Origin of the sequence: Aliiglaciecola sp. 2_MG-2023 (assembly GCF_030548145.1) — a bacterium.
GTDB classification, from domain to species: Bacteria; Pseudomonadota; Gammaproteobacteria; order Enterobacterales; family Alteromonadaceae; genus Aliiglaciecola; species Aliiglaciecola lipolytica_A.
In genome coordinates this window covers 325,309-338,381 of record NZ_JAUORY010000002.1, presented here as the reverse complement: position 1 = coordinate 338,381, position 13,073 = coordinate 325,309, and the positions used below count along the sequence as shown (strand labels likewise).

The window sequence follows — 13,073 nt, the reverse complement described above, 5'->3', positions numbered from 1 at the left end:
CTACGCTTGCGTAGTTAATTGTTTTTTACGCTGCATATTCCAATATGCAGTAATGAAATAAGTAATAGTGCAGACGAAACCAACAGTTTGAAACAGATCGCGATTGGCTTCATATGCGGGTATACCCGAACTGAAAAACATGGTTTTAATTGCAAATATAGTCGTGATTATTAGGCTACCAATGGACACTACCTGAAGAACTTTCGAAAACAATGAAGTATCGATGCGCACGTCTGGCTCCAGACTAGCCTGTTGCTCTTGGAATTCTTCTACACGTTGTTCAAACACTTCCATTTGCTGTTTCTCGTGTGGATATTCTTCCGATGCGCCGTGGTATTTTGCCAACACTATGTAACACACAGTTGTGAAAAACCAAGTTGGGATAAATAAGTAATAAAAAGACAACACATCAAGCGCATTTAACCCAAACCCAAATGTCAGCCCAAGACCCCATGACGCGACGGCGGGCACACTGTGAGTAAGGTTTTTGAAGGTAACCCAGTAACGCGTGAAACCTATACGTGGAAAGACAAAGTGTTCCGTGAATACGATTGCGCCAACGGGCACAACTAACAGTCCGGCGTAGGTTAATAGCGGTAGCATTTTGTTAAATACAAAGGGGAAACAGGCGATGATGACGGCAACAATTCCTACAATCAAGGTCGTTTTGTTTCTAGATTGGTTTTTAAAAATAGCTTGCGCAGCAAGACCTGAGCGGTACAGGTTGGCATTTGCAGTAGTCCAACCTGCCACAATGACGATCACTAAGCCCGATAGGCCTAACGCTTGAAAAGCAACGTCACCAGGATCTAATTCAATAATGGATTTTTTCACAATGATAGCGGTGCCTGCCCCCATTATTCCTGCAGAAATCCAAGCAATATAGTGTCCAAATAACATGCCTGCTGAGGTACACAAACCATATGCACGTCTTTTCGCATAACGTAAAAGTGCCATATCAATCAAACCCACGTGGGTAATAGTGTTGGCCGCCCAAGAAAAACCAATCACTTCCAACAGTCCAATACCAGGTTCGCCATTCGCGTTCACACCTGTCCACACCGATAAGCTACCAATTTCCATAAAATCAGCCCAACCGCTCAAGCTGGTATCACCTAGTACATGTTGAGACAGTGCAGGTAATAGAACTAACGGGCCACACACAAACATGACAAATAACCAAGGAGCACAAATACGCGAGAAATTAGAGACCGCTGTAAAACCATACATGGCGACTAAAACAACGATGGTTCCAACCGCTAGTACTACACACACAAACCATAAATTAGTGGGATACCAATTGAGTTGCGCCGGGATATTCAAGGCGAATCTCACGGCTGTCGCAGAAACCGTAATCATTGCTGCTGAGATAACCGTAAAAATGATGACATTGACCCAGTTATATAGGGTCGTCATCGAATTGCCGGCTATTTTTTGCAAATAAGTGTACAAACTCAAGCGAGTTTCAATGGCGATTGGCGTAGTTATCAATGTCCAACTCAACACCGCGAGAACGTTACCGATCAACAAACCAAGTAAAATATCTGACATAGTAGCGCCGAGGGCTACAAATGTGGCTCCAATGACAAATTCAGTAGCGGCAACATGCTCACCAGCATATAAGCCTAAAAAATGTGTCCATCCCTTTAACTTATGTTTAGGAATAGGTAGTTGCTCTTCACCAACAGTATTCAGATTAATTTCATATTTATCAGGTGTCATATTTATTACCTGTCGTTATATTGTAGTTGTGGGCTAGTCGGTCCCAATAAAAATAAATGAATCAAAATAATAGTTTTAGTACGGCATTACCATGCTATTGATTCGCTTTTACTGATCATTTCAGGTTTTCTAAAGAAAACCCCATTATGCGCATATGCTCATGATGTGAGCATATTCCCACAAATTATCTGTAAAGGTCAATATATTGTTAATTAAATAACCTAAAAAAAGTTGCGAATTTACTATTTTGTTAAAGTTGAAGTACTTTTCAGGCATCTCATAACACACCTGAAATTTAAATTATTATTTATAGTATTCAATTAGATACGATAATTTAAGATACATTAAAATCGATATTAGAATAGCTTTTCACTAAGCATTAAAATGTTAATTATTTTTGACAAATTGAATGTTAATAATTTAATTCGCAGCCAGAATCTAATCCCTCGAATATCAAAAGAACAAAAGAAAGAAACACAAAATGGCGAAAATTGTGTGCGTCATCTTGCTAGCAGATATCCCATTTCATTACTTGAAATTGATGTTTTCGCGACTTCCACATTAATTTCGCTGTTTGTGCACCGCTTCTGCACATTGCTCTTTTAAGCTCTCAGTACAAGATTTATGACAATGCATGATTAACAACAATGGTTAACTTATAGGGATCTAACTGATGAGAATGTTACATAGGTTTAAAACCTGTTCTATAAATTTACTGACGGTAGCAGCACTGTCTTGCTGGTTAACAGCATGCAATGGAGAAAGCACCGAGACAACGGAGACAGATTCAGAGCAAACGTCTTCCGATCAAGACACTACGAGTAACGACAATGGGACTGCATATTCAAGTGACTCAACCGATGGTGTGCTGTGTACTTATTATTATAACGAATACAACGACTCAGAATCAGTTTCTGCTACGAGCTATGCTGATTGGTCTTGCGATGGCACCAATCGTAACTTAACCGCCAATGGTATACCCGATCACGTTGTAGGTACCTTCCCAAATGCTGGTAATCCCAATACGATTTCAGAACAATCTGTGTCCGTCAGCTATACGTTAGCACCAACAGAGTCGACCAATGTGACTCAATTAGGCGGGCCTCGAGGTGCCGTTGGCTATGTGCTTAATGGCGTAAAAATAGACGCTGATACTGCTGGAAGTTGTAACGATTCAGGTGACGACTGCAGTCTAATCGACAATAGTGGAAATTGGAGTATCGAAGCCCTAAGTCAAAATGTGTTTGATTTTGGTACCGATGACAATAATGCTCACGTGCAACCTGATGGTACATATCACTATCACGGAATGCCAGAAGGCTTTATCACACTGCAAAATGGCAATAGCAACGCGATGACCCTCATTGGTTGGGCCGCTGATGGTTTCCCTATTTATGCCCGATACGGCTACAGTGATGCCTTGGATGCCAGCTCAGAACTAACGTCCATGACGGGAAGCTATCAATTGGTAGAGTCAGTTAGTGATAGTCGACCTTCCACTGACACTTACCCACTTGGCACTTTCTTACAAGACTGGGAATATGTTGAGGGCTCTGGTGACTTAGACGAATGTAATGGTCGCATTGGTGTTACGCCAGAATTTCCTGAAGGCATTTACCACTATTTTGCTACTGATACTTATCCATTTTTTCAACGTTGCATAAAAGGGTCATTGTAATATGTTAGCGTCAAACCGAAAGACAGCGTCTCTCATCATGAATAATTTTGCAGTTTTAACGATGGCGGCTTTGCTATTTTGCTACGGCATACTTCAACCGGTAAACGCCCACTTAATGGTTGCTCAGCACGGAACTTTAAACTTTATTGAAAATGATGTGTATATGGTGTTATCGCTACCTGTTTCTGGCATCGAAAACATCGATGAGAATAAGGATGGTGTGGTATCGATGATCGAATTTAATAATCAGCGAACCACAATCACGCAGCAAGTTAAAAAGCAAATAAGCATGAGTGACCAGCACGGCAATATAGCGGTAGAGTCGATAATACTTTCACCGGTTATTGATCATCATGCTGAAGAGCAATCTTTATCTCAGGTGCAACCCTTATCTCAAATAACAGTGATGGGTAAATTTACCCTTAAAAGTGACGCTGAAAAACTCACTTTCCACGCCAATATATTTGGCAGCTCCCCTTCTGAGCAAAATTTGGAAATCACGGCTAAAAACAAACAAAAAGCCGAAAAACACAGCTTCGTCTTGACCCCAACGGTTTCGTCGGCTCAGCTGTTTGAATAAAACTTCTTGATTAAACTAAACTCCCTCTGCTCAGTCTTACTGATGCAGAGGGGATCTTTGGGTTACACAATTTGTTATCCAAAACTAGTTTTTCACAAAACGCTTTAACAACACCGGTAACAACGTTGAATCAGTCAACAGCGCCATTAGCATCGCCAAGCCAGTTAATAACCCAAACAAGATACTAGGTACAAAATCAGAGAAGCTTAACAATGCAAAGCCAATTGTGATGATGGTCGTCGTGAATAATAGTGCGTAACCCACGCTGTTGAAGGTTTTTTTAATCGCTTCAGCGGGTTTTGAACTTTTTTGGGTTTCAAGATATCGATGAATAAAATGGATGGTATCATCTACCGCAATCCCCATAGCGATGGCCGATATGGTGATCGTCATTAAATCTAATGGAATTGCCAACAAGCCCATCACACCTAAAATAGTCATAGTGGTAAGAATGTTGGGAATGACGGCAACCAGCGCAATGCGCACCGACCGAAATATCGCAAATAAAACAAAGAATAACGCGATAAAGACTAATCCTAACGTCATAATTTGGGATTTAAACAAACGCTGTAGTATGTCTTGATACAGCACAAACAGGTTGGTTAAAACATAGTCTTGCTTATCGACACCAATTGTTTGCATATCGGCTTTGAGATTTTCTAAAAATTCAGCACGATTAAAATCAGCTGTGCTGTCTTTAATCCGAGTACTGATTCTAAGTTGATTGGTTTTAGGGTCGAAATACGCACCTAACAATTTATCTTTAAGCGACTTATCCACCAAAGTATAAATGGCTGTTAATTCGTACTCGGTTAACGGCTTTTGATCATTTATTCGCATCGCCAATTCGGTAAAATTGAATACCGAAGTCACATTGCCCATGGCATCATAACTTTGCAACACGGCTTGGATTTTTTGTAATGTTTGGACAGACTCCGCAGTTAACACTAGTTGTTTGTCTTGTTGTTCATTGGGAATCGTATACACCACATCCATTGGCGTAGAGCCCCCGAACTCTTGGTCTATAAACGTTAACTCCTGGCGCACTTTTGTTGACTCTTTAAAATAGTTTAAAAAACTATTTTCCACATCCAAACGCATAATCCCAATGACGGATATCCCCACCAGCACTAGGCTCAAGACGCCAATGGTTTTTGCATAATTTAAGCTAAGCGCAGTGAAGCCGTTGATAATTTTTTGAGTAACTCGATTTTCACCGCTTTCGTCTTTATGGGATAAAACCGATAGAAATGCAGGAAACAGCAACAAGCTCACCAGAATAGAGATAATCATAGCGACTATCATCATCCAACCGAAACTAACCACAGGTTGAATCCCGCTAAATAGCAAAGATCCAAATCCAACAGAGGTGGTTAACCCAGCATAAAGACAAGGCTTAAACTTGTTTTTTAAGGTTTGTTCTAATAACTCGGATTGACTGTCTTGACTATTTTTCACAGCCAGTTGTCGATACTCTACAATCAAGTGAATCATTACAGCTAAAGTCAGAATAAGCTGCAAAGCGATGAAATTTGAGGAAATAACAGTGGTCCGCAGATCTAATAAACCAAAGATTCCCACCGTTAATAGAACACTCAAACTACAAGATACGACCGGTAATACTACCCAGCGTACGCGGCGAAATAAAATAAATAGCATCACCACAATAGCTCCACCAATAGCACTGCCAAATAGCACAAGATCGCGCTTAATAATATCAATCATTTGTTGGCCTAACACGTAAGCCCCGCCTAAATAGAAACTCGCGTCTTGTTGATATTGTTCGGTAATTTCATAAATTTTGTCTATTTCTTGTTTGCGTTGCGCTTTCAGTTCTTGGTCGATCGGATCAGCTTGCGCTTTTAGTTGGTCTATTTTTTCTTGCTCATCCTTACTTAACTCCCTTTCAAGGGCATTTTTTTGAATATCTGTGATCTGATTTTGAATCTCGACTAATTGGCGATTTTTTTTGAATACGATTTGGATAGCAGTCGCGCTTTGCTTTTTATTGACGAGTAAATCAGTAAACAACGGATGGTCCTGAAAAACTTGTTGCATTTGTTGTGCTGAATAACGCTGTGATTCCCAAGTGTATGCATCTGGATCTAAATCGGCACTTAACGATGTGGCATTGCTGAGCAGCGGAACATTGAGTATGTGGGTTACCGATTTAACTCTGGGAAATGCCGAGAAAGCATCGCCAAGTTGCTGAAGTTGCTCGAAGGTTTTATCTGAAAAAACAGCGTGATTTTTCGGTTCATAAGCCACAAGTATAAATTCATCCGGCGAGAATTTTTGATTCATTACCTGAGTTTCAATATAAAGCTGATTGTCCTTTACCAATAATGTATCTGCTGAAGCATCAATTCTAAATCGCTGTGCAAAATAGGCCGAAATAATTCCCAAGATAACAAATGCGAGCAGAATCCATTTGCTGTGATGGATCAACAGTTGCGCTAAATTACTTTTCACTACTGTCCGCCCTCTGCTGTGAATCTAGATTAGTGGTTTTATTACGATTTTTTTCACTGTTCGCAGGTGAAGGGGAAAATTGTTGAGGCGCACCTTCAAATTGCTCATCCCTTTCGACGCTCTGAAGATACATATTTCTGAAAAAAGTATAAGGATCATCAGATTGCGCTCTTAATTCTTCATAAGAGGGAGCTGTAGGGACAAAGTCGTTGAAACCATCTAGTCCTTGTAAATAGCTTGATTCAGGCGAGTCAGAAATCACATGAACGGGACTCAAAATACTTTCACTAAGAGTAGAAAAGGCGTTCCTGAAATCTGACTGACCGAGGATAGGTAACACCAAATAATTGCCATAACCAACATCATACGACGCCAAAGTATCACCTATAGTTGCGGTTTCTTCCGGCATATCAAACCAAGCATCGGCTGGGTCAAACAAACCCAGCAATCCCACAGTAGAGTTAATTAAAAATCTTCCCAAATTGGTTCCCGATTTTTTACCTTCACCTTGGGCCAAATTATTTAAAAGATTGAGAGGTTCCCGTAAATTACTGAAAAAATTACCAATGCCGGTTTGCACAGGATCTGGCACTACAGCATCGTAGCCTTTGCCAACTGGGATTAGAAAATAACGATACACAACATCATTAAAAGCAAAAATAGGCCGATTGATTGACTCCAAAGGGTCCGCAAACGTAACAGGATCATAAGTGACCACTGTAGGCGTTAATACCTGCTCCCCTTGGGAGGTATTGATAGTAATCTGCTGGTTACTTGGAGGTTGTGCATCGACTTGCTCAACACGACTAGAACTGCATCCACTGACAACCAGAACACTGATTAAGCATACCAATTTGATGTATCTATTTAACGGATTTAGCATATTTGAATCCAACATAAGGTGTTCTCATCCAATTGTAGAACTACAGGTGTGTCGACAACGCTTTGGCCAACTCCCATTGCGCGAACTAATCTGAAATAGCAATATACTTGCCAAACAGTGCTACGACTTTTTTATGCTTGTAAAGTTAATAGCATTAGGATGTACGCTATCCAGGTGAATATCGGATCATATTATTGGCAGACTAGTAAATCCGTTACCTACGCTGTTTTCGAATAGCTGCTGATGATTAAAAAATTAGGCCATACAATGTGTTTAATCAAGGACTGGAAACACAGATTAGGATGACTAATAGCGGCCTCAGTGAAAAGAAAATTGTAAAACTTACTCTCAAGCAGAAATAGCTACAGTAATTAAGGCCTAGTCGACTTTGTAATAAAACAACAAAGGCGCGGTTACTCAAAAATTAGGGTTCATTTTCTCATATTAAATTTGGCGAAAATTTTTCGCGAAGGGTTGCATTTATCACACGTCTCTCTAATCTAGTTGATAAGCGATCTCAAAGAAGCAAATCATGTGTTAACCACTCTATTTAGTAAACACTTAACAATTAGAGCACGTTATATAGTGGCACTTTTCCTAGTGGCGGCCACAGTCTCTGTTTCTGCATTAATGTTGCGGTATATAATTAAAGCACAATTGAATGATGCTTATATCGTCAATATTGCAGGCCAACAACGCATGCTGTCGCAACGCATTGCGCTGTTTGTCACTCGACTATCAACCTGTCCAGCTGACAAATCGCAGCAAAGTCAGGCGCTACAATCCACAGTTGAAACATTTGAGCGTAATCGCGTTTATCTAAGTGAGTTACCAAACTTGCCCGCTAAAGTACAAGAGCTGTATTTTGGTGAGTTTGGGTTAAATTTAAAAAGCCAAAACTACGCTGAAGCGGCACTCAATTTTAGTAGCCTTGCTGATACATGTGGAGCTATCCCTTCACACTTTAATACAACTGAAACCGACAAACTTCTTTTTGCCCTTAATCAAGTTGTGCAGGAATTTGAGTTGGCTGCGCGCGAACGAGTTGAGCGAGTGGCAAACATTGAATTGTTTTTGTGGTTATTTACCTTGCTATTATTAGTGCTTGAAGCTCTTCTAATTTTTCGACCTATGGAAGCCAAAATTACAAGTAGTTTGGCGTCGCTGCGTTTAACGTTGCACAAAGCCGAAGAGTCAGCACGTCAGGCAAAACAGGCCAATAAAGCGAAATCTGAATTCTTAGCCAATATGAGCCATGAATTGAGAACCCCAATGAACGGTTTGTTTGGCATGATAGAGTTGGCCATCGATAATCCAAGTAAAAGTAATGACTACTTAAAAAAGGCTAAAAGCGCTGGCAAACAATTGTTGGTGCTGATAAATGATGTACTTGACCTGTCAAAGATTGAAGCAGGTAAGTTACGCATTGAACGGACACCATTTGATTTAGTTCAGCTATTCGATGACGTTGCATCTGTGCAGTCGGCGAATTGTCGAATAAAAAACTTAACCTTCAATTTTCACAAAACAACCAGTTTGCCCACTCGTGTCATAAGCGACCCTACGCGGTTATCGCAAATCATGCACAACTTATTGAATAATGCCATTAAGTTCACCGACGTTGGCAGCATAACCCTTTCTGTTGGCGTGAACGTTAAAAACAAGAAGTATTGGCTGTCTATTAGTGTTAAAGATACTGGGATTGGAATCGAAGCCCAAAAACTGTCTTCTATTTTTAATAAGTTTGAGCAGGCAGAACAATCCACCACTAGATTGTTTGGAGGTTCAGGGTTGGGGTTAGCTATCACTAAGCAGTTAGCTGATTTGATGCAAGGTGAACTCACGGTGCAAAGTGAATTAGCTAAGGGCAGTTGCTTTACGCTATCAATACCGATTGAAATAGACAGTGAGAAAGTCGAAAACATTCACTCACAAGTGCATTTAAAGTGTGCCATTGTCGATGATTTAATTACGAGCAGAGAATATATTGAGCATGTTGCCAAATCACAAGGTATGAACACCTCTACCTTCAATTCTGCGGAACAATTTTTAACCACCGACACCTCACAATTTGACATCTTAATCCTCGACCTATCGATGCCTGGTTTGAGCGGTGTTGATTTAATTGAAGAACTGTTAAGACAAAAGGGGACGCAACTCCCCTACATCATTTTGGTCTCAGCACTTATCGAAGATTTAGAATGTTCGGAAGACGTGCGAAAAGTAATATGGCGCACCCATGCTAAGCCTATTATCAGACAAGAATTAGAGGGTGATTTACGTCAATTACAAAAAACTCATTTACTGCAGGATTCTAAAGCTGAACCATCACAAAGTAGTTTTAAAATTTTGGTTGCCGAAGACAATGAAATTAACGCTGAAGTGGTCAAAACAATGCTTGAAGCTGCTGGTTACGATGTGTCAATTGTAAGCGACGGTGAAAAAGCTATTAACGCCTGTATATTTGAACAATTTGATTTGATTTTAATGGACTTACAAATGCCTGTTATGGATGGCTTAACTGCGACGGTTAAATTAAAAACAAAGTTAAACTTTAATAAGCCAATTATTGCACTCACAGCTAATGCTTACGTTGAAGATAGAGAAAAGTGCAAAGCGGCAGGCATGACCGATTTTCTGTCCAAACCAATTGATAAAGTATCGCTGCTCTCTATGATTCAAAAGTACTTAAAAGACTAACCCAAATTAACCTTGGTATTGTTGCATTATTTTACGCAAAGTGGGTTGAGTTACATCCAATAACTTGGCTTTTGCTTGTTGGGTTATCTGTTGCCTAACGACAATTGCATACATTGTAGATTCTAAGGTAGACCACAGATTGGGGATTGCTTCTCCATCCAGGAAGCGTTGCAGCAACGAGCTGCATTCAACAGTTAACTCTTCTAATAGAGGGTGATCAATTGCAGTATCTTTTAATTTTGCAGAGCGTCTTCGTAAAGTCGATTCTGACTGCTCAACTTTGAGTGCGACTTGATAAAGGCTTCCCCATTTTTGTAGACACAATTCAATCCATAGTTTTTCTAACCAAACAGTGACCGGAAAAGATGTTGGTTGTTGAATGGCCAGACAGACAACTTTGTTTAGCAACACGGTTAAAGCGGGCAACAGCTCTTCGTCGTCATCTTGGGTAAGCTCTACAGTCTGTAAACTCGGCGTGGCATGAGAAGCTGAGGGCTGCAGCTCTAAAGATGGCGCTTGTAGATTCAAGTGCTCAGATTCTAAATAGTCACTGGGGCAAGTTATAACAGCCCGCATAATACAGTTTCGAAGTTCTCTTACGTTGCCAGGCCAACTGTAACGACGTAATGTCTCGACTGCTGATGACGAAATATCGAGAATTGGTTTATTGTATTGCTGACTAAACTTCTTCAAAAAATGTCGCGCTAACAGCAAGGTGTCCTCGCCACGCTGATTCAAAGGAGGCAAATTTAACGTGAAAACGTTAATTCGGTAGTAAAGATCAGCACGAAAACGACCTGCGGCCACCTCATCTGATAAATTGCGATTGGTTGCCAATACCAGTCTAACATCCACTTTCCTTACCCTTTGATCGCCCACGGCAACAAAGGTTTTCTCTTGTACGAAGCGCAATAATTTTGATTGTATGTCCAGTGGTAACTCCCCTACCTCATCTAGAAACAAGGTACCACCGTCAGCTTGCGCAATCATTCCTGGTTGATCACTGGTGGCTCCAGTGAAGGCTCCTTTTCTGTGCCCAAAAAGCTCACTCTCAATCAGATGTTTAACTATGGTACTGCAATCGACGGTGATAAAGGGTTTATTGGGCTGTAATCCGTGATTATGGATTTGTCTGGCTATCACTTCTTTACCAGTTCCTGATTCACCGATAAGCAACACAGATGCATCTGTTGGGGCTACTAATTGTACCTGCTGCATCAAGGTGCGCATCGCAGCAGATTCAAATAACAACTCGTGGGTTTGATGATTATCAGGTTCACTTTTCGCTGGGCTGTTGCCCTGTTTATGACTTTGATCCAACAATATAATTCGATCAATGGCAGTACCTAAGTTCGCCGAGACTTGTTGTAGTAATTCAGTGTATTTTTTAGCCACAGGTTGCTGGTTGCTATGCCAACGCAAGACAATAACCCCTAGGCATTTACCGCGAGTCACTAAAGGTACAGAAGCTTGAAGCGTAGTGGCGTTCAGCTCAAGTAAAGGTACAGCGGTCAAATTATCTAGATTATCGACCTGGATATTAGTGGTAACCCATTGATGGACACTTTTCACCTCTACTTTAGGCTCACTTGCGCAAGATAAATTAATTAAACCATCGCCTTTGGTTAAATATAATCCGGCATACATCGATGACATTCCGCTGCTGATGAGCTGACAGACTTGCTCAGAAAAGCTTTGCAAATCGTGTGTACTGCCGATAATACGAATAATATCCCATTGCAGCGTAATGAGTTTGAAGTCGTCATCGGCGGCATCAGAAAACTTACCACTCATGCGATCTAAATTTGCCAATATGTTAGCGTCGAATTTCGGTTGCCAGCAAACTAAAGTGCCGCCTCCGATGCTTCGCGCGGCTTGTAGCGCGGCATTTGCTCGTCGAAAAAGTTCTAACGGAGAATGTTCGTTAAGCTGTTCTTCTGACTCAATAGTGGCTAAGCCAAAACTAAAATCCAAATTAACTTTTTTAGCTGAAAAGCGTTTTTTACGCAGCATTTCACGCATGCGAGATGCTAAAACCTGACCTTGTTGTTCATTCGTTTCTGGTAGATGAGCAGCGAATACAGCTCCGCTAAAGCGGCTAGCAAAATCAGCGGAACGCAATAAATCCGACATACATTGTATAATTTCAGCTAAAACTTGATCGCCTATATCGCGGCCATATTGTTGATTAAATGCCGCAAAATCGTCGGGATTCACCAGCAAAAGCGTTACCGGTGTATTTTTTGCGGCCGACTGTTCTAACCACTCCTGATTCTGCCAACTAGCGATCTGCCGTAAAATCAATAAAGTGTCATCATGATTAAAAGGGCCAACAAAGCCATCGAGCATAACCACTGCATCTTTCAATTGAACAGGAAATGGTGGCAACCTAGTCATTGAGTGAGTACGACTTAAATCAGCCAAAATTTGTGTCATTCGACGTTTAGCGATTGAAGAGGGAATGTTCAGACACGAAAGCAATGTTTGACCGATTACTGACTTCCCAGACTCCCCCATAACCTTTAGTAAAGGCGCATTCATTTCAATTATTTGGCCATGTGAATTTAGGGTCAAAGACATTTCCCCTAAACACTCAGTTAACATCGATAGTTTTTGCTTGGTGGTGGAGAAATCCGCCAGCAATCGATGCTGCTGTTGTATTAACGACAGTACTGGCAAGACTGTAGGTGGTTGTTTCCAGTCTAAATACCAGTGCCCGTTTATTAATGGTTTTAACGGTTGATATGAGGGGTCTTGTGGCAACCAAAATACCTGCAAGCTATGCAAGTTAAATCTGTTGCTCAAAGAAGTCCCGTGCTCTTCATTTTGACAAAGCAATAACATTGTCGTTGGCAAACTCTGCTCAGCCAGTGCTGTAATAACGAAATCGTACTTTGCAGCAAAGGTGTGTTGGAGCGCAGAAATCGCCGCGGAATATGCTGAATCTGCGGCTAAATCACCATCAATAAATAGTGTTATTTGCTCTTTATTTTCTTCAACAGCTTCATCAGACTTGCAAGGTTTCATTGTTATTATTC

The 13,073-nt window shown here is 40.8% G+C and carries 7 protein-coding genes; 3 read left to right on the top strand and 4 right to left on the bottom strand.

Annotated elements, in window-relative coordinates:
* A complete protein-coding gene (locus Q4567_RS03400) occupies window positions 1-1,722 on the bottom strand; it encodes a cytosine permease (RefSeq protein ID WP_216049587.1) in 1,722 nt (573 codons plus the stop codon).
* 673 nt (window positions 1,723-2,395) lie between these two features.
* Here Q4567_RS03400 and Q4567_RS03395 point away from each other — a divergent pair.
* Both Q4567_RS03395 and Q4567_RS03390 read left to right on the top strand, forming a co-directional pair.
* Window positions 2,396-3,400, top strand: a complete 1,005-nt coding sequence (locus Q4567_RS03395; RefSeq protein WP_303499360.1) for a YHYH protein — start codon at window positions 2,396-2,398, stop codon at window positions 3,398-3,400.
* Window positions 3,401-3,437: 37 nt separating this feature from the next.
* Entirely contained in the window at window positions 3,438-3,980 is a 543-nt protein-coding gene (locus tag Q4567_RS03390; RefSeq protein ID WP_303499359.1) for a hypothetical protein, read from the top strand.
* Between the two features lie 84 nt (window positions 3,981-4,064).
* Here Q4567_RS03390 and Q4567_RS03385 read toward each other — a convergent pair whose 3' ends face one another.
* Complete coding sequence (locus Q4567_RS03385; protein WP_303499358.1) at window positions 4,065-6,452, bottom strand: RND family transporter; 2,388 nt, start codon at window positions 6,450-6,452, stop codon at window positions 4,065-4,067.
* Entirely contained in the window at window positions 6,442-7,335 is an 894-nt protein-coding gene (locus Q4567_RS03380; protein ID WP_252729336.1) for a VacJ family lipoprotein, read from the bottom strand. Before Q4567_RS03380 ends, Q4567_RS03385 begins: the two co-directional genes overlap by 11 nt.
* A 630-nt stretch (window positions 7,336-7,965) precedes the next feature.
* Here Q4567_RS03380 and Q4567_RS03375 point away from each other — a divergent pair.
* Complete coding sequence (locus Q4567_RS03375; RefSeq protein ID WP_303499424.1) at window positions 7,966-10,035, top strand: response regulator; 2,070 nt, start codon at window positions 7,966-7,968, stop codon at window positions 10,033-10,035.
* Between the two features lie 6 nt (window positions 10,036-10,041).
* Here Q4567_RS03375 and Q4567_RS03370 read toward each other — a convergent pair whose 3' ends face one another.
* Window positions 10,042-13,062: a sigma 54-interacting transcriptional regulator gene (locus Q4567_RS03370; protein WP_303499357.1), complete on the bottom strand. Its 3,021-nt coding sequence runs from the start codon at window positions 13,060-13,062 to the stop codon at window positions 10,042-10,044.
* Window positions 13,063-13,073: the final 11 nt, after the last annotated feature.

Bases quoted from the DNA above. Each gene is read 5' to 3' on its own strand.
- Q4567_RS03400 (WP_216049587.1), bottom strand. From the start codon at position 1,722: ATGACACCTGATAAATATGAAATTAATCTGAATACTGTTGGTGAAGAG.
- Q4567_RS03395 (WP_303499360.1), top strand. From the start codon at position 2,396: ATGAGAATGTTACATAGGTTTAAAACCTGTTCTATAAATTTACTGACG.
- Q4567_RS03390 (WP_303499359.1), top strand. From the start codon at position 3,438: ATGAATAATTTTGCAGTTTTAACGATGGCGGCTTTGCTATTTTGCTAC.
- Q4567_RS03380 (WP_252729336.1), bottom strand. From the start codon at position 7,335: ATGCTAAATCCGTTAAATAGATACATCAAATTGGTATGCTTAATCAGT.
- Q4567_RS03375 (WP_303499424.1), top strand. From the start codon at position 7,966: ATGTTGCGGTATATAATTAAAGCACAATTGAATGATGCTTATATCGTC.
- Q4567_RS03370 (WP_303499357.1), bottom strand. From the start codon at position 13,062: ATGAAACCTTGCAAGTCTGATGAAGCTGTTGAAGAAAATAAAGAGCAA.